This window comes from Paracoccus sp. MC1854 (genome assembly GCF_014164635.1).
Taxonomy (GTDB): domain Bacteria; phylum Pseudomonadota; class Alphaproteobacteria; order Rhodobacterales; family Rhodobacteraceae; genus Paracoccus.
Genome location: NZ_JACJFU010000040.1, coordinates 1 through 17695, shown reverse-complemented (window position 1 = coordinate 17695; position 17695 = coordinate 1). Strand labels below are relative to the sequence as shown.

The following is a 17695-nucleotide window of genomic DNA, read 5'->3' as shown; positions in this document are numbered from 1 at the left end:
GCAATGGCTCTGGACTTACAACAACGACCGCCCGAACATGGGCATCGGCGGCATCACACCCGCCCAGAAACTGAAAATGGCCGCATGAGTTCTACGAATGGACCCCGTTAGAAATGGGAGGATTACCCCTCCTTCCCTGGAGCGGTTTCCTCTCCTTCCGGTACTGGATCACCGATTTCGACTATTTTTCTGGTCTGCGGATCCGCATAGATTGGATAAAACATTGATATTCTATCACTTCTCGCAGCTTCCGATCCGCGGCGCATCATAGATGTCCACCCCGGCTCAGCACGAGACATTTTCTCCGTCTCTTGGCCAGTCACGTCGGATTCATCGACACGATGGCTGCCGCTCACAATTGAAGATGGCGACCATTCGGCACTTAAGGGCAGGCGAGAGGGCGCGGCGTCTCCGAGCATGACAACGAAAATATATTCGTCGGCCCTTCGGAAACCTCCAACAACTGAAACACCCTTTGGATTAATGACTGTTGAAATCATTTGAATGCGAGCTTCTGGGAATATCTGCTCCAGAAGCAGCCCAAGGCGAAGATACTCACGCGCATCAATTGTTACCATTAGGACTGAATTTTCAGACTTCAGAAGAGACTTGGCAACAATTAGTCTTCTCTCAATCATCGCCAGCCACTTCGAGTGCCGATACAGATCATCCTTTTCAACGTAAGCGTTGTTGTATTTCCAGTCAGTTGCACCCGAATTGTAAGGTGGATCGATGTAGATGGCGTCGATCTTGCCGCGATGGGTGTAGGTCAGCGCCTCGAGCACATGGAAGTTCTCGCCGTTGATCACTGTGTGGAACGGCTTGTCGCCCCCGCGCGACACGCGCCCCGTGCTGACCAGACCGGGATAGATGAAGTCGCGGAACTCGGCCACCACGACCAGATCGGCAACCGCGACATCCACCCTCTCTGGCGCCTCGGCGTCGATCAGCTCGACCAGCGCCATCCGCGCCTCGCCTTTGCCGTCAATCCGCTTGACGCGCCAGAGCCGCTGGTCTGGGCGCTGGACAGAACCCCGTAACGGAAGAATGCGCACCTTGTCCCCCCGACGCACGGGGCGGCCGGGCAGTTCCACGCTTTCCGGGCGGTGTCGTTCGAAGTTCAGCCCGAAGGCCCGCCGCGACGCCAGCGCCTTGAACTCCCGCTCAAGCTCTTCTCCCAGAGCGCTGTCCCTGGCCTTCGCCCGGGCGATCAGATCCGTCAGACGCGACACTCTAAATCTCTTTTCGTCCTAAACCGGCCGTGCGGTGACCTTGCTGTATGGTCGGTGGCTTGCTTTTTTGCATGGTGCATGAGCCTCTCGTCAGGCCGTGCCCGACTTGGAGAGCGACCATATCCGCTGCGCTCTATCGACCAGATCAGCCTGCCTAGCGGCCAGCAGGTCCTTCGTCCAATGATCAGCCGACAGGATCGGCTTTGTGGTGTCGAAGGAAACCCGGTTGTTCCGCTCTGCGTAAATCTTCTTCTTGCGGTCGAATGGGAAATACTGCGCCTTGTAATTCTTGATGCCAGCAAGCAGCGCAAGATTGCCAAGGCGGTGCAGCCACAGGCGGTGGTCGTCATCGGTGAAACGCTCACGCCAGTAGGCGTCCTTCAGCGCCTGCGGCAGAACATGCTCGATGGTGATCTTTCCGCCGAAGTCCTTGGTCACCGACTCGTCCTGATCGGCCTCTTCAAGCCGCAGCAGGACGGCCTGCGCAAAGGGCCGCCCATAAACCTCGCCGTCCAGCAGAGAACGGAACTCATCGTCGTTGGCATTGGCGCGGAAGATCGCGCGGATGTCGTCCGCGTTTTTCCCGGCACGGATCGCGGTGATGAGCTGAAAGTATGCTGTTAAACGAGCAGTGAACGCGAGCCGCCGGATCCAGTTCTGATAGGTGATCCGTTCGAGTAGATCGATGAACTCGCCCTCGGGCATGTCAGCTACCGGCCTGTTCAAGAAGGCCAGCAGCGGCGGGATCCACTCCTCGAACGCTACCCGCTTGAGCGATCTGACCGCGCGACGAGCTGCGGGCGCCTCGAACTCGTTCCTGAGAACGCGCAGATAATTGCGAGCAGAGGTATTCACCTCGTCGAGGAAAGTGAACGGCGTCGCCGCAGTCGCGATAAGGGGCTCGAACTCCTCGTGCAGAGCCTTCCGTGCTTTTGTCGCGACAATCGAGCTGCGATGATGCGCCATGAACTGGTCAAGCCGCTCGATACCGATCTGCTCCTCCAGTTCGAGCCACGCCTCGTCCAGATCACTGCTACGGGCTGCATTGCCGCCGAGCCGCGCGAACAGCATGTTCTTGATCAAGTCGGCATTTGATAGCGCCATGCCGCGGGCATTTAGAACGTTGAACAACCGGTATGCCGACTGCCAGGAAGCAGTGGTGACAAACACCACATAGACCCTGCTGAGCAGATAGTTCGCGAACAGCTTCAGCGTCTTCTGGTCATGCTGAGCTATAAAGCTGTCGATGGCCTCCAAGTTCTCGATGATGCGCTGCTTTGGGGCATCCTGCTCCTTTGCGACCTCCTTGCGCAGCGCCTCGGGAACCACTTCTCCGGCCAGCACGTGACGTCGGAAGAAGTTCTGATCGCGCTGGCGTAGGGTCAGTCGTGGCGTCTCCTCCTCACCAGTCAGCGCATTGCGTGGCAACACACGCCGACCCAGTTCAGATTTCGCCGGTTCATCCACGGCATCGCGCAGGCGTGAGAAAATCAGGTTGAGGGTCGTCAGCCGCTGCTGGCCGTCCACGACATCATACAGGCGACCCTTTTCGCGCTCGATGGTGATGAGCGAGCCGATAAAGTACTCCTCGTCGTTGGCCACATATGCTTCCCAGACATCGTCGAGAAGTTGTTCAACGTTACCCTTTTCCCAAGAATACGGTCGCTGATACGCGGGTATTTCGTATCTAATCTGTTCGGTCAGAATCTGACTGATCGTGCGCTCGCCCGCTTCCATTGTCGCTCTCTACTATCGGACGGCGACTGCATTGCCGAACGCCCGATTTTGAGCTGACATTACCGCCGTTTGCGGCGCGAGACTAAGCTGCGGCCCGAGGATGATGCAAGCCTCAAGCCGGCGGCGCACCGGAGGCATCTTCAATCTAGGGCAGTGTTCAGGACGGCGCGTTGCTCGGACCAGGTCCTTGGCAATGTGCTGCGCAACGCCTCCAGCTTGAGGCCTGACGGCTGGCTGCCGTCAAGGATGCCCTCCACCAAGTCGGGGGCCAGTTGCGTGAGGCGCATTGTCCTCTTCAGGTATGGTGCGGCGATCCCCTCGCGCTCAGCCAGTTCGGCGATGGTGGCGAATTCGCCCGACTCAAGCATCCGCTTCCAGCGGAATGCGCGCGCCAGCGCCTTGACCAACGTGCTGTCCGTCCTGCGCGGCTGTGCAGCACCCTCGGGCAGCTGCATCTCCTTGCGCCCGCCGCGCTTCACGAGACGGAACGGAACATGGATGGTGACGGTGTCGGGCATCGGCGTGGCGCGGGTCATGCGGCTGCTCCTATGTCGGTGGTGATTTCGCGCGCGAGCCCGGCCAGACCGTCCATGCGCAGGCGGACGTTCAACCCTTCGGTGCCAATCTCGACGCGCTCGACCAGCAGCCCTACGATGCGCGCCTGCTCGGCGGGAAAGAGTTCGTTCCACAGCGGGTCGAGTTGGTGCAAAGCCGCACGGGCGTCGGCCTCGGTGATGTCGTCGACGTGGGCACGCGCCGCCTTCCAAGTGCCCGCCACGATCTCCGGCTGGCGGAACACGGCCCGAAGCTGGTCGATGACGGCGGCCTCGATCTCGCCGGCGGGCACCCGGCCGACCGGGCAGGATCCCGCGCCATGCTTCAGCACCGTCTGGCTGACATAATAGCGGTAGAGCTTCCCGCCCTTCCGCGTATGCGTCGGCGAGAATGCGGCGCCGTCCGGGCCGAACAACAGCCCCTTCAGCAGCGCGGGCGTGTCCGAGCGGGTGCGCGCGGCGCGCTTGCGCGGGCTTTCCTGCAGGATGGCGTGGACCTTATCCCATAGCGCGCGGTCGATGATCGCATCGTGTTCGCCGGGGTAGCTATCGCCCTTGTGGACCGCCTCGCCGATGTAGGCGCGATTGTTCAGCATCCGGTAGATGTATTTCTTGTCGATCCGGTTGCCGCGCGGCGTGCGAATACCACGCGTACCGACTTCGCGCGCCAGCTCCGTGCAGGACCCGATCTCGAGGAAGCGGGCGAAGATCCAGCGCACATGCGCGGCGCTTTCTTCGTCGACCAGTAGCTTCCGGTTTTCCACCCGGTATCCGTAGGGCGGGACACCGCCCATCCACATGCCCTTCTTCCGGCTGGCGGCGACCTTGTCGCGGATGCGCTCGGCCGTGACCTCGCGCTCGAACTGCGCAAAGCTGAGCAGGATGTTCAGCGTCAACCGCCCCATGGACGTGGTCGTGTTGAACGACTGGGTGACCGAGACGAAGGTCACGCCGTTCCGGTCGAACACCTCGACCAGCTTGGCGAAATCCGCCAGCGAGCGACTGAGGCGGTCGATCTTGTAGACCACCACAACATCGACCAGCCCGTCCTCGATATCCTCCAGCAGCCGCTTCAGGCCAGGGCGATCCAGCGTTCCGCCCGAGATGCCGCCGTCGTCATACTGATCGCGGACCAGCACCCAGCCTTCGGATCGCTGGCTGGCGATGTACGCCTCACAGGCTTCGCGCTGGGCATGCAGGCTGTTGAACTCCTGCTCCAGCCCTTCCTCGGAGGATTTCCGGGTGTAGACGGCGCACCGCAGCTTGCGGACGACCTTCGATTTCTCGGGCGGTTTCGTCATGTCCGCCCCCTGTGATTCTTGAGCCCGAAGAACACCCAGCCGTTCCAACGTGTGCCGGTGATTGCGCGCGCGATTGCGGACAGCGACTTGTACGGGCGCCCCTGCCATTCGAAGCCGTCGGCTGTGACGGTGACCACCTGCTCGACGCCCTGCCATTCGCGCAGCAGCCGAGTGCCGGTGATCGGGCGGTCGCGATCGGCGCGGATGCTACGCTTCGTGCGGTCGCCGCCGTCGAGTTCCTCGCCCAGCCGTTCCAGCCGCCGGATCGTCTCGGGTTTCAGCCCGCCATACGCAAGTTCCTGGATGCGATAGGCCAGCCGGCTCTCCAGGTAGCGGCGATTGAATGGTGGCGGCTCGCTGTCGAACAAATCGCGCCACTGTTGCTTCAGGTCGGGCGTCGGCGTGGTCTTGAGCGCGGCCAGGCGCGCGGGGATGGGATCGGGCTTGTTCATGCATTTCTCCGGCGAGTTGGAGTTGCATGACGGCATTGGTCGGGCGGATAGTGTAGGTAGCTTTCTCCAGTCTCATCAGATACTTCGCCTCGTTTCTTCATCCGCAACCGGATCAGCCCGAGCGCCAGGAGGCGGCAGAGTTCCGCCCGGCGTTCAAGCGGCCGAAGGTGGCGGGGATGCAGCGGGTTCATCAGACTGCCTCCCGCTGCGGCTGCGAATGCCGCGGCGTGATGCCGAGCCACCCGCGCGCGCCACCGACCTTGGCAGGCTGGAAGCCGCGTTCGCGTAGCGCTTCGCCAAGTGACTTCTGCGAGCCCTTCGTCGCCCCCGCGGCCTCGGCCCAGGCGACCCAGTTGGCGTAGAGCGTCCGCGCCGCAGCCTTGCAGCCGGGTCCGGTGACGCAACATTCCTCGATCCATTCGCCGACGGTGTCCTCGTCGGCGATGTAGCCTGCGCTGGCTCCGGTAATGGCCGGGGGCGGGGCAAGGCCGCGCCGCTGCCACTCGGCACAACCCTCGATCGCCCAGGCGAGGATCCCGTCGCGCTCCTCAAGCAGGCGGTCCGAGAGCAGGAGGTCGCGATCCTCGTCGGGGATGGTGACGGGGAACGGCACCAAGTGCAGCCGGCGGCGGATCGCCTCGTTCACCGAGGTGAGGGCAGGACGATGATTGCCGGCGACGATCAGCTTGAACTGCGGCCGAAACTCGAAATGGTCGCGATGCATGAAGTTCGCGCGGATGGGCTCGCCACCGGTGACCGTCTTGATGCGTGCCTCGGCCCAGCTCTGACCCGACTCGGTCTCGAAGGCGACCACGAGACGGGCTCCGCGCAGGCCCGCCAGTTCGGTGAGGTGGCGATCGCTCCGGCTGGCCGTGAAGGTGCCCGGAGCCGCGGTCGCCGCATAGCTGCCGAGCACCGCCGAGAGGGTCTGCAGAAAGACGGACTTCCCGTTCGCGCCGGTCCCGTGGAAGAAGAAGAACACCTGCTCGCGCGTGGAACCGGTGAGGCAGTAGCCCGCCACCCTCTGCAGATAGGTCTGCAGCTCCCGATCACCAGCGGTGACCCGGTCAAGGAATTGCAGCCAGCGCGGGCATGATCCGCGGGGCGAGGCCTCGGCAACCTGGGTCAGCAGTCGGGCGGGATCGTGGCCATGCATCTCGCCGGTCTCGAGATCGAGGAGGCCGGCCGCGGTGTTGAGGCACATGGGCGCGTCGTCCCATGCGCCGACAGTCGAGGAGATCGCCGGGTCAGCGGCGGCGAGCCGCAGCGCGGCAGTGACGGTCCTGTCGCTGGCGATGCGGCGGGCAACCGACTTGGAGTCAGCATTGCTTGCCACCGATCGGCACACCTGGCGCATGAACTCACGCACAAGGTTGCGGTCATCCCGCTGCCAATGGGTGGCGCACCACCACATCCAGCCGCCGAGGGCCGCGCAGTAGCGCGTATCCTCGGCGTGGCGAGCGACAAACGCCGCAGCGATCGCGTCCTCGCTGAGTGGCGGCGCCTCCAGGCCGGGGGCGCCAAACGGCCGGTTCCGATGGATGTCCTTCTCGAGCAGGCGATCGAACTCGCGCTCCAGGCGGGACGCGTCCCAGGGCGGGACAATGGCTGCCGTGTTGTACTCGACCGCCGCCTGACGTGCCTCATCCAGGCTGCACCGGCCCTGCCGTGCCTGACGGATCCAGTGTCCGATCACTCGCGACAAGGCCTCGAAGCGGGTGACGTCGTCGGCACCGCCCGCCCGGGTCTTGCGGGTCATGAGCTCGCCGGCCGTCGGGCGGTTCTTGCGCGGAGGCGTCGCGCCGACGTCGACCAGCTGCGACATTGCGGCGGCACGCGCCACCAGCTCATCGAGCGAGTACATTGCTGTGGTGGAAGAGAGCAAACGGACCGGGCTCAGCTTGGCGTTCTTGCCGTGAATGCTTCCCGGCACCCGGATCGGCTGATGCAGGCTGGCGAAGGAGCCGTCGCCACCGACCTTGAGAGCGACCGTCTCCCGGAGCGCCCGGACGCGCTCGAGATCATCGCCGGTCGCGGACTGGCTCAGCCGCCAATACAGGTGAAGCTTCGCGTCTCCGCCTCCGGTGCGGCCACCGGATGCGACCTCGAGGCTCGGCGCGCCCAGGTGGCGCAGAAGGTGCTCCCGGGCGAGCGGAACGTCGCCCTTGTCGAGATCGACGAGCAACACCCGCGTCGCGACGATGTCCCGGGCGCGGGCGGAGCCGGGTTTGCTGACGGTGCCGGGCACAACATAGAGCCCGCGGGCCGTTCTGGCTGCGCCACTGGCAAGGTCCGGCAGCGCCGCAGCCAGCTTCGGCACCTCGATGAACCTCGACTGCGGCTTCTGGTCCGGCGTGCCGGTCTCCGCCAGCATGCGTACCGGCACGATCCCGGTCAGGCCGCCGAACACCACCTCGGTAAACATGGTGATGGCACCAGGGTCGATCCAGGGACTGCGGGCATCCGCTGTCATGGCGTCGCCTCGGGCACGCGGCAGCTCTGCTCGAAGGCGAGGATGTCCTCGAAACGGTAACGGATGCAGCCGCCGATCCGCATCCAGACTGGACCCGTCCCACTTGAGCGCCAGCGCTGCAGGCTGCGCACCGACATCTTCCAGCGGCTCGCGAGCGCGCGCTCCGTCAGGAGGGCGTCGGGTTCATGGACCGGCTTGGCTGCAGGGATCGCCATCGTGGGCCTCCTTGATCACACCCTGATGGTGGACCAGAGGACGCCCGTTTTCACTCGCGGGAGGCTGACAACGATTGATGCAGGTCTGACAAAATCAAAGTGATTTCTTCAGCAAAACGATGATGCAAGTGGCAAGGTCTGACAAGCAACCAGCCGCAGCATAACAAGCCCGGTGCGACGGCCAGCTGGAGGGTATTCCTGGTCAGCGAGGTTCGCGGCTGAGAATCCGGATGTCGGGATCGAGACGGTAGCCGCGCCCCGGTTTGTTCTCGATCAGGAGGTGTCGCGGCGGTGGGCTGCCAAACACGAGCTCATGGTACTGCGCCAGTTCCTTCCGGCAGCGGCCGACGTGCTGCGCGACGGCGTCCTTGCTGGTCTCCAGACGGGTCGCCAGCGCACCCGTCTGGACATACCTGTGTTCGGCGCGGGGAAGCCCAGCTTGACGATCCTCGTCGAACTCGGACCTGAGCTCGTGAGCCGTGCGCGCCGGCGCGCCCTCGACGCGGCCGAGCCCCAGGACGCTGATCACGTGACGGCCGTTCTCGATCCCGAAGGTGACCTCGAGCGGACGATCCTGATCAGGGACCAGATCGGGCGCATCGCCGGAAGTCTGCGCCGGCGGCTGTCGCCGTTGCGGGGTCGCGCAAGGATCGGCAGGGAGCACCGGCGATACGGCAGCAGCGTCAGCGACATGGAGCCTGACAAGCGCGCTGTCGGGGAGCTCGTGACGGGCCAGCCGATCAGCATTGTCGCGGATGGCTCGTTCAAGGACCGCCACGACCAGCCCGCCATGCCGTCGATGGAGGTCGAGGATCCGGCGCATGAGGTCGGCCCGGCGCTGGTCCGGATAGCCGCCGGCGATGCGCATCAGCTCCTGTCCGAAGGTGCTCATGAAGGCGCGGTCGTCGATGCCCGCCAGTCGTACAGCGTGCCGGGTCCACTCGAGCGCCATCGTCCGGGACCGGTCCTTCTCGCGCGGACCGAACAGAACATCGGTACCATACATCTCCGAGGGATCCTCGGCGGCGAGACCTGCAGCGAGCATCGCGAACCGGCGATCGAGGCATTGCGAGCAGGCGCCACAATGCGTGTGCAGCGTGTTCTGCTCGCGGATGCTGGTGCAGCTGACGGCGTGTCGGATCTGGTCGGCCGCGTCGTGCTCGGCGATGCGGCGCACCACATCGGTCTTGGTCAGCCACTGGTAGGGGTTCCGGATCGCAGCGCCGGACCCGTCGCCCACCAGCATCATCAGATGCTCGAGCTTCCGGAGCGCGAGCGGGTGGGTCGTGCGCGTGGCCATCGTGCCCACCACCTGAGGCGAGAGCGACAGGTTGTGCCCGATGATCCCGTTCTCGAAGAAATTCTGTTGATGCGCGCCGAACATTCGCGCCACGACCTGGCCCAGCGCTGCGAAGAGGAAGGAGCGGGACCTCTGTGTTGCTTCCCGGGCCTCGCCGCCGACCCTGTTGGCAGCGACATGGATCTGCAGGACCCTGCCGGGAAAGCGGTTTCTGAGATAATCGCCGAGTTTCCTCTGACGCGTCGCCGCCTTCTGCGATGAGCGATGGGTGACGAGAACCACATGTTTGTCGCTCGTGTTCAGCATCTCGAGCGCTCCGGCGAAGGAGTCGAGCCCGCCCGAGAACAGCAGCACCTCATCGGCGGCAAACGCCGCGCCTTTTTCATCGAAGTCGAGGAAGGGTTGCTCGGGTTCGTCTGCAGCGCGGGCGCAAAAGCTGAAGCCGACGATGTCGTCGGTCAGGAACGTGACCGCGTCCGTCAGCGCGGCGGCAACCTCCGGTCGGCTCCAGAACGCCGGATCGCGCACGGGGATGTGGAAGTCGAACTGCCGGTGCCATTCCTCGCCCATGTCCCGGCGCGTCGGGCCGCCGCGCGGCACACTGCTGTCGGCTGCGAAGACATGAGCGGCAATGTCAAGCAGGTCCTGCAGGCGTGGCTCGATCGGCCGGACAAGCGCCGCCGAGATCCGGTCGGCGCGCAGCCGGAACGTGGCATCTGCACCATTCAGACGGATGCGCAGCGGCTCGCAGCCGTCGCCGAGGCTGACCAACGCGTCAGTCATCGGCGTCCCTCTTGCGCCGCAACTCCTCGGTGATCTTCTTCATCGCCACTGCGGCGAATGCCGCGGCCTGCGGTGAGCCGACGCGGCCGTCCTCATGCAGCCGCTTGCCGTACCAGCCAGGCGCGAACTCCTGGATGATCCGCGTTGCCTCGTGGGCGTAACGCTGAAGCGCGACATCGAAGGCGCTGCGCGCCCCCGCATCCGGCAGTCGGCGCCCTGGGCCCGTCTGCGTCGCCAGCGTGCGGTCGAGCCAGTACGAGAGCGAGTCCGACAGGAGACGGCCGAAGAACGCGCGCGTGAGGACGGCAACCCCGGACGGCCGGGAGAGCCGCTGCGCCTCGATCTGCACGTCGCGATCGGTGGCCTCGAAGAGACCGGGCAGCGACTGACCGATCTGGTCGTTGAGCGTGCCGATGAGTGCGCGCCCGGCCAGCTCGCCGAAATCCGAGCGTCGGCCGGCCGCACGCGCGATCTCGTCCAGCCGCGCGCCCGCGGCGGCGGAGATCTCGAACAGGTCGGGTGTCGAGCCGATGGGCAGGTCGCAATCGCGAAGCGCCTGACCGAAGTCAGCGTCGCGCGCCGCAAACGGGATCATCAGCAACAGTCGGACAGCCTCGACGAAGACGGCATCGTCAGCGGCGCGGGCGAGGTCCCTTTCTGCTGCGATCGCTGCCGCCGCGAACACCGCTTCGTCTGCTGCGCCGCTGCCCAGCAGCTCGACAACCTGCCGCCACTGTTTCGACCGGGGCAGCACCCCGAGATGGATGTGGCCCATCCTGGCTCCCCCTCGACCGATCGGCAGTCTGTCCGCCCGTCCCCGCGCCCGTCAACCTCAGGGTGTGCAATCGGGACAGATGGGACAGATAGGACAGATGAATCTGGTTACTTGCTCACACGCGCGCGCGAGAGAACTTATGGGATTCTTCTGTCCCATCTGTCCCATCTGTCCTGCCGCGCGCACAGCAGGTCGTAGCCCCCGACAGGCGTGTCGTGCCTTGGCGGGTCGTGGCGAAGAATGACGGAAAATGTCGATCTCACAGTGGTTTACGAGAAATGTTACACTTCAGGCCGTGGGCATGGCGTTACCGGAGAAATGCGGAATGGCTGAGCGCGACTGGACTGCCGGCGACGTGGCGGATCACTTCGAGGAGGCGTTCCGCACGCTGCGCCGGCTGCCGCCGGTGAGGGCGCGCGGCTTCGTCCACGCCTGGCCCACGATCCTGCGCGAGCCGGAGGAGATCGCGGCGATGACGCCCGAGCCGATGCGGATCGTGCCGTCGGCCAGGTCGATCTCCGGGCTCGAGCGGACCTTCGACTGGGTGGCGTGGCTCGAGGAGGCCGAGCGTCGGCTGGTCTGGGCGCGGGCGGCGCGGGTGCCGTGGAAGGTGATCAGCCACGAACTCGGCTGCGACCGCACCACCGCCTGGCGGCGCTGGCAGCTGGCGCTGACGAAGATCGCGGCGCGGCTGAATGCCGAGTGAGTCCAGAGTGTTGCAACACATTCGTGTTCGACACCTGCAACAGATCCGTGCTACAAGCAGGATATGATCGGGAGACGAGCGCCGAGAGCGCCCCCGGTCTTTTCCATCTCGCCATTGTCCGTTTTCGTCGCGAGGCCTCATGCCGCAGCGTCCGCCCATCCATCGCCCGGTGGGGCGGCGCGACAAGCGTGAGCGTGACCGTGACACCGACCGCAAGCGTGATCCGGCCATCCGCGCGCTCTACCGCTCCGCTCGCTGGCAGCAGGAGCGCCGGCTGTTCCTGGCCCGACACCCGCTCTGCGCCGAGTGCCAGCGCCACGATCGGCTGACGCCGGCCAGCGTCGTCGACCACGTCATCCCGCATCGGGGCGACACCGCCCGGTTCTGGGAGCAGGACGGGTGGCAGCCGCTCTGCGCCTCCTGCCACAGCCGCAAGACCGCGGCCGAGGATGGCGGCTTCGGCAACCGGCGGACCGAGCGCGAACCCTCCGGCTGACCCCGGGGGGAGGTCAAATCTCTGGGCGGTTCGACGTCAGGACCGCGCGCCAAGCGTTCTGCATCCGTGGCCAAAATGGCGAGGGGGGGGTGCAGGCATGATCATGATGGAGTTCCACGTGTCCGATCGTCAGCTTGCCATAGATTATCGCGCCCTCGACAGTCTCGTGCCCTATGCCCGCAATGCCCGCACCCATTCCGAGGCGCAGGTGGCGGAGATCGCCGGCTCGATCCGCGAGTTCCGCTTCACCAATCCGGTGCTGATCGCCGAGGACGGCACGCTGATCGCCGGTCATGGGCGGGTGCTGGCGGCGCGACTGCTCGGCATGGATACCGTGCCGACGATCACCCTGACCGGGCTCAGCGACAACCAGCGGCGGGCACTGGTGCTGGCGGACAACCGCATCGCGCTCAACGCCGGTTGGGACGAGGCGCTGCTGTCGCTGGAGCTCACAGATTTGAAGGAGGCCGGGCTCGACCTCGGTATCCTGGGCTTTGAGGATGGTGAGCTGGACCGATTGCTGGCCGGGACCGAGGGGGAAGAGGAAGGCTCGACCCTGCCGGTCGTTATCCCCGAGCCGCCGCGCAACCCGGCCTCGCGCACCGGCGATCTCTGGATTCTCGGCGATCACCGGCTGCTCTGCGGCGACAGCACGAGCCATGACGATGTCCGCCGGCTGATGAACGGCGAGCGCGCGGTGCTGTTCGCGACCGACCCGCCATACCTCGTCGATTACGATGGCAGCAATCACCCGACCCGCAACAAGGATTGGTCCGCCTCCTATGGCACGACCTGGGACGACAGTTCGCAGGGCGCGGAGCTCTACGACGGGTTCATCGGGGCCGCCGTGGCCGGGGCCATCACCGAGGATGCTGCGTGGTACTGCTGGCACGCCTCGCGCCGGCAGGCGATGCTCGAGGCCTGCTGGGAGAAGGCCGGCGCCTTCGTTCACCAGCAGATCATCTGGGTGAAGGACCGCGGGGTGCTGACCCGGTCCCACTATCTCTGGAAGCACGAGCCCTGTTTCATGGGCTGGCGCCGCCCGAACCGCCCGCCGAAGGTGGCGGAGCAGACGCTGCCCTCGACCTGGGAGATGCCGAGCTTCGCGAGGGACGACCGGCCCGATCACCCGACCCCAAAGCCGCTCGACGCCTTCGGCATCCCGATGCGCCAGCACGTCGCCCGCGGCGGGCTCTGCTACGAGCCGTTCTCGGGCTCCGGTTCGCAGATCATGGCGGGCGAGGCCAACGGCCGCCGCGTCTTCGCGATGGAGATCAGCGCAGCCTATGTCGATGTCGCCTTGGAGCGCTGGCAGGCCGAGACCGGCAAGGATGCGATCCTCGACGGCGACGGCCGGACCTTCGCCGAGGTGACGGTCGAGCGGCTGGGCGGCGTCGACGAGAGCCAGGAGGACGCGGCATGAAGCAGACCCGAGCCATGTCGCTGGTTGAGGCGATCGCCAACGTGGTCGTCGGCTACGGGGTCGCGGTAGTGACCCAGATCCTCATCTTCCCCATCTTCGGGTTGCACACGACGCTCGCGCAGAACCTGAAGATGGGCGCTATCTTCACCGTGGTGAGCATCGCACGATCCTTCGCCCTGCGGCGGGCTTTCGAGGGGATCAGGATGCTGAGTGCCACAGGAGCGACCGCCGCTCCGAAGGAGCGGCGGTCATGAGGGTCGGCGGGTCAAGCCTCGCTGAGGCTGTACATGCGCCCTCGGTTCTCTACCTTCTCCGAAGTGACGTGGAGCCCGAGTTTCTTCTTCAGCGCCCCGGACATGGCGCCACGCACCGTGTGTGGCTGCCAACCCGTGGCGGCGACGATCTCGTCGATGGTCGCGCCGCCCTCGGCGCGGAGCATCTCGATCAGGGTCTCCTGCTTGGTGCCCTTCCGGCGCTGGACCGCGGAGGTCGGCGTTTGGGCCGGCGGCGTGCCACTCTGTTCATCCGTGATGCCGAGGGTGCTACAGGCCAACAGCGTGGCGCGCAGCGTGATCGGGCCACGTTCCTCGTCGTGTCGCCAGACAGTGTTGAGATCGGTGGCTGCGATTTCCTCGATCAGGCCCCGCTTCAGGAGGCTCTTGCAGACGTTGCCGACGGCGCCGCCCTTGAGGCTTGCGGTGACGGGGAAGATGGCTCCGTCCTCGCGTGCGCAGGCTGTGGACAGGATGAAGGCTTGGGCGTCGGACAGCTGGATCTGTGCCATGGGTCGTCTCCGTGTTCGGGGCCGCGACCGTCACGACCCTCCTACGACCCCGAGCCGCGCGTCTGCGCGGCAGGAGTTCGGGTGGTGCCGGAGATCAGCGGGCGTGTTCGCCCTCGCCGAAGGCGCTGTCGGTAATCCGCTCCAGGAGGCTGGCGTAGTGCTCGAGCGTGTTGACGTGGCCCCAGGTCACCTCGTCGGGGTGGGCGTTGAAGTGCTCGTCGCTCAGGGCGGTGAGCCGGACAAGCATCGCGTCGATCTCGGCTTTCTTGCCGATGAAGGCGCCCAAGGCCTCGGAATTGTCGGTGGTGCGGCGGGTCATCTCGGGGCTCCCTGGCTCTGATGCAGCGTCCTTGTGTCATCAGAATCGCTCCGCCGCGCTGCGAAGTGTAGGCAAATGGCCGCAAGATCATTGCTTTGTGGGGAGGGCACATCAGGAAGGACGTCAATCATGGCTGGCCGCAAACCGCTCCCGACCCAGTTGAAGCTGGTGAAAGGCACAGCGCGCCCGCACCGAATGAACCCTGCCGAGCCGCAGCCGGTCGTAGCCATTCCAAATCCGCCTGAGCACCTCGACGCTGAAGCTGCGGCGAAGTTCGCCGACATGGCAATCCTTCTGGCCCGACACGGGGTGATGACCGAGCTCGATGCCGGGGCGCTGGCCCGTTACGTGGTGGTCTGGCGGCGCTGGCTCGAGGCGGAGGCCGAGGTCAAGCGCCGCGGCCCGGTGGTCAAGACCACCGGCGGCAACATCATCCAGAACCCGTTTCTAGCGGTGGCGAACAAGTGCCTGGCGCAGATGGGCCAGATCGAGAGCGAGTTCGGGCTGACCCCCTCGAGCCGGACCCGCATCCGCACGGCGGCGCCAGCCGAGACCCGCGATCCGTTCGAGGATTTTCTGAACCGTGGCAGCACAGCGTAAATCCGGCCCCGGGCGGAAGACACCGAGCTGTCCCGTGACCGCCTGGGCTCGCAAGGTGGTGGAGGGCAAGGTCGTGGCCGGCCATCTCACCCGGCTGGCCTGCCAGCGCCATCTGGACGATCTGAAGGCCGGCAAGGACCGCGGCCTCGTCTGGGACCGGGAAGCTGCGCTGCACGCGATCGAGTTCTTCAGCCATCTGCGCCATTCGACCGGGGAATGGGCGGGCCAGCCCTTCGATCTGCAGCCGTGGCAGCAATTCGTGGTGGGCTCCGTCTTCGGCTGGAAGCGCGCGGACGGTCTGCGGCGGTTCCGCACGGCCTATGTCGAGGTCGCCCGCAAGAACGGCAAGTCGGCACTGCTGGCCGGAATCGCGCTTTATGCACTGGTGGCGGATGGCGAGGCCGGGGCGCATGTCTATGCGGCCGCGACCACCCGCGACCAGGCCCGGATCGTCTTTGGCGAGGCCGAGCGGATGGTGGCGGCGAGCCCCGCTCTGTCGGCCCGCGTCACCCGCACGGTCAATAATCTCGCGGTGCTGCCGACCGCGTCGTGGTTCCGGCCGCTCTCGGCCGACGCCAGCAAGATGGACGGCCTGAACGTGCATTTCGCCGCTGTGGACGAGGTGCACGAACATCCCGGACCCGAGATCATCCAGAAGCTCAACACGGCAACCGGTGCCCGGCGCCAGCCGCTGATCGTCGAGATCACCACCGCCGGCCACGACCGCCACTCGGTCTGTCGTCAACATCACGAGTTCTCGGTCAAGGTGCTCGAGGGCACGCTGCCGCAGGAGACGGCCGACCCCTGGTTCGCCTTCATCGCCACCATCGACGCGGGCGATGACTGGACTGATCCGAGGGTCTGGGTGAAGGCCAACCCGAGCCTCGGGGTGACGGTGAAGGTTGACGACCTCAAGCGCCAGATCGACGAGGCGCGCGAGATGCCGGCACAGCAGAACGCCATCCGACGGCTGCGGCTGAACGAATGGACCGAACAGGTCACCCGCTGGCTCGACATGGAGGTCTGGGCGGAAGGCGGGCTGCCGGCAAGTGCCAGCGGGACAGAGATCACGACCGGGCTTGCCTGTGTGGAGCGCCTGCTCGCGGGACGTGAATGCTATGGCGGGCTGGACCTGGCGCGGGTCAACGACCTCTCGGCTTTCGTGCTGCTGTTTCCGCCAGGCGGGATCCGACGCTCGGGAACCTCGCGGACAAGTGGATCGTGCTCAGCCGGTTCTGGGTGCCGGAAGAGGATATCCTGCGCCGCGCCCGGCGTGACCGGGTGCCCTATGATGTCTGGCGCGACCAGGGGTTTCTGACCGCGACGCCCGGCAATGCCACCGACTTCGCCTTCATCGAGGCGGAGATCGTCAATCTCGCCGGCCGGTTCGATCTGCGCGAGTTGGCCTACGACCGCACCTTCGCGGGCGAGATCGTCCAGCATCTGCAGGACGAGGGCATCGACCTCGTGCAGTTCGGCCAGGGGTTCCTGAGCATGGCCGCGCCCACGGCTGAACTGGAGCGGCTCGCGGTCTCGCGGCTGCTCTGGCATGGCGGGCATCCGGTGCTGCGCTGGAATGCCTCGAACGTGGCCGTGCGCCAGGACCCGGCCGGCAATATCAAGCCCGACAAGGAACGCTCCTCCGAGCGCATCGACGGGATCGTGGCGCTCTGCAACGCGCTTGGCCGCGCCATGCTGCGCGACGAGTCCGCCGGACGTTCGGTCTATCAGGCCCGTGGGCCGATGCTGCTCTGACAGGAACGCTGCATGTCTCTCTGGTTCCGTCTCTTCGGCGCGCGTGCAAGCGCAATGCCCGCGGCTGCCGCGCCGCCGCAGCCGCAGCCAGATCTACGACCACAGGCATCCCTCGGGGCGATGGGCGGCACGGTGGTCCATACCTCGTCCGAGCTGGAGCAGGTCCTCCGCGGCGGTTCGGCCACGGCGGCCGGGGTGAGCGTCTCGCCCGAGACCGCCCTCACGGTGGCCGCCGTCCATGCCTGCGTGCGCATCATCGCGGGCGCCGTCGCGACCCTGCCGCTGCAGTTGCGCCGTCGCATCGACGACCGCACGAGGGAGGACGCCTCGGACGATCCGCTCTGGCACCTGCTGCGGCGCCGGCCCAACCGCTGGCAGACGCCCTCGCAGTTCCGCCGCATGATGCAGACCCATCTGCTGCTGCGCGGCAACGCCTATGCCATGATCGTGCGCTCGCGGGGGCAGGTCCGGGAGCTGATCCCTCTGCAACCCGACCGGGTGACCTGTCGGCAGCGGGACGATCTGGCGCTCGAGTACGTCTACACCCGGCGTGACGGGGTGCGGGTGCGGCTCGGGCAGTCCGAGATGTTCCACCTCGTCGGCATGACGCTCGATGGCGTCACCGGCGTGTCGGTGATCACCCATGCCCGCGAGACGATCGGGCTGTCGTTGGCTATGGAAGAGCACGGCGCCTCGACCTTCCGCAATGGCGCCCGGGTCTCGGGCGTGCTTCGCCATCCCGGCCGGCTCGGGCAAGAGGCGGTGGCCAACCTCAAGGCGGGCCTCGACG

19 protein-coding genes are annotated in these 17695 nt (G+C 65.8%); 8 read left to right on the top strand and 11 right to left on the bottom strand.

What is annotated here, in order from left to right; translation table 11 throughout:
• Positions 1-122 precede the first annotated feature (122 nt).
• From H5395_RS15985 to H5395_RS15945, 9 genes are all read right to left on the bottom strand, one after another.
• Positions 123-1232 (bottom strand): DNA methyltransferase, encoded by a 1110-nt coding sequence (locus H5395_RS15985; RefSeq protein WP_182793549.1) that lies wholly within the window; start codon positions 1230-1232, stop codon positions 123-125.
• A 90-nt stretch (positions 1233-1322) separates the two neighbouring features.
• Entirely contained in the window at positions 1323-2969 is a 1647-nt protein-coding gene (locus tag H5395_RS15980) for a DUF262 domain-containing protein (RefSeq protein ID WP_182793548.1), read from the bottom strand.
• A 140-nt stretch (positions 2970-3109) separates the two neighbouring features.
• Positions 3110-3505: a hypothetical protein gene (locus tag H5395_RS15975; RefSeq protein ID WP_255440749.1), complete on the bottom strand. Its 396-nt coding sequence runs from the start codon at positions 3503-3505 to the stop codon at positions 3110-3112.
• Entirely contained in the window at positions 3502-4824 is a 1323-nt protein-coding gene (locus tag H5395_RS15970) for a recombinase family protein (protein ID WP_182793547.1), read from the bottom strand. The genes H5395_RS15975 and H5395_RS15970 overlap by 4 nt, the downstream gene beginning before the upstream one ends.
• A complete protein-coding gene (locus tag H5395_RS15965) occupies positions 4821-5276 on the bottom strand; it encodes a DUF2924 domain-containing protein (protein ID WP_182793546.1) in 456 nt (151 codons plus the stop codon). Before H5395_RS15965 ends, H5395_RS15970 begins: the two co-directional genes overlap by 4 nt.
• Before the next feature lie 190 nt (positions 5277-5466).
• Positions 5467-7749: a phage/plasmid primase, P4 family gene (locus H5395_RS15960; RefSeq protein ID WP_182793545.1), complete on the bottom strand. Its 2283-nt coding sequence runs from the start codon at positions 7747-7749 to the stop codon at positions 5467-5469.
• On the bottom strand, positions 7746-7964 hold the full coding sequence (locus H5395_RS15955; protein ID WP_131675210.1) for a helix-turn-helix domain-containing protein: 219 nt from the start codon (positions 7962-7964) through the stop codon (positions 7746-7748). Before H5395_RS15955 ends, H5395_RS15960 begins: the two co-directional genes overlap by 4 nt.
• Positions 7965-8166: 202 nt before the next feature.
• Positions 8167-10047, bottom strand: coding sequence for a hypothetical protein (locus H5395_RS15950; RefSeq protein ID WP_182793544.1), 1881 nt, complete (start codon positions 10045-10047; stop codon positions 8167-8169).
• Positions 10040-10822 carry a hypothetical protein gene (locus H5395_RS15945; protein WP_182793543.1) on the bottom strand — a complete coding sequence of 261 codons (783 nt, stop codon included), beginning with the start codon at positions 10820-10822 and terminating at the stop codon, positions 10040-10042. Before H5395_RS15945 ends, H5395_RS15950 begins: the two co-directional genes overlap by 8 nt.
• Positions 10823-11147: 325 nt before the next feature.
• Between H5395_RS15945 and H5395_RS15940 the strand changes: the two genes are divergently transcribed.
• From H5395_RS15940 to H5395_RS15925, 4 genes are all read left to right on the top strand, one after another.
• Positions 11148-11528 carry a DUF6362 family protein gene (locus tag H5395_RS15940; protein WP_182793542.1) on the top strand — a complete coding sequence of 127 codons (381 nt, stop codon included), beginning with the start codon at positions 11148-11150 and terminating at the stop codon, positions 11526-11528.
• Positions 11529-11667: 139 nt separating this feature from the next.
• On the top strand, positions 11668-12024 hold the full coding sequence (locus tag H5395_RS15935) for an HNH endonuclease (protein ID WP_182793541.1): 357 nt from the start codon (positions 11668-11670) through the stop codon (positions 12022-12024).
• A 103-nt stretch (positions 12025-12127) separates the two neighbouring features.
• Entirely contained in the window at positions 12128-13447 is a 1320-nt protein-coding gene (locus H5395_RS15930; protein WP_255440748.1) for a site-specific DNA-methyltransferase, read from the top strand.
• Positions 13444-13701 (top strand): hypothetical protein, encoded by a 258-nt coding sequence (locus tag H5395_RS15925; protein WP_182793540.1) that lies wholly within the window; start codon positions 13444-13446, stop codon positions 13699-13701. The genes H5395_RS15930 and H5395_RS15925 overlap by 4 nt, the downstream gene beginning before the upstream one ends.
• Before the next feature lie 11 nt (positions 13702-13712).
• Here the strand turns inward: H5395_RS15925 and H5395_RS15920 are convergent, their stop codons facing one another.
• Both H5395_RS15920 and H5395_RS15915 read right to left on the bottom strand, forming a co-directional pair.
• Positions 13713-14231, bottom strand: coding sequence for a DUF3489 domain-containing protein (locus H5395_RS15920; RefSeq protein WP_182793539.1), 519 nt, complete (start codon positions 14229-14231; stop codon positions 13713-13715).
• A gap of 94 nt (positions 14232-14325) precedes the next feature.
• Entirely contained in the window at positions 14326-14550 is a 225-nt protein-coding gene (locus tag H5395_RS15915; RefSeq protein ID WP_182793538.1) for a hypothetical protein, read from the bottom strand.
• A 129-nt stretch (positions 14551-14679) separates the two neighbouring features.
• Between H5395_RS15915 and H5395_RS15910 the strand changes: the two genes are divergently transcribed.
• The 4 genes from H5395_RS15910 to H5395_RS15895 all read left to right on the top strand — a co-directional run.
• Positions 14680-15150: a phage terminase small subunit P27 family gene (locus H5395_RS15910; RefSeq protein WP_182793537.1), complete on the top strand. Its 471-nt coding sequence runs from the start codon at positions 14680-14682 to the stop codon at positions 15148-15150.
• A gap of 34 nt (positions 15151-15184) precedes the next feature.
• On the top strand, positions 15185-16468 hold the full coding sequence (locus tag H5395_RS15905; RefSeq protein WP_182793536.1) for a terminase large subunit domain-containing protein: 1284 nt from the start codon (positions 15185-15187) through the stop codon (positions 16466-16468).
• Entirely contained in the window at positions 16432-16905 is a 474-nt protein-coding gene (locus H5395_RS15900) for a terminase TerL endonuclease subunit (protein ID WP_182793535.1), read from the top strand. The genes H5395_RS15905 and H5395_RS15900 overlap by 37 nt, the downstream gene beginning before the upstream one ends.
• Before the next feature lie 12 nt (positions 16906-16917).
• The coding region (locus H5395_RS15895) for a phage portal protein (protein WP_182793534.1) at positions 16918-17695 on the top strand (778 nt) is incomplete at its 3' end.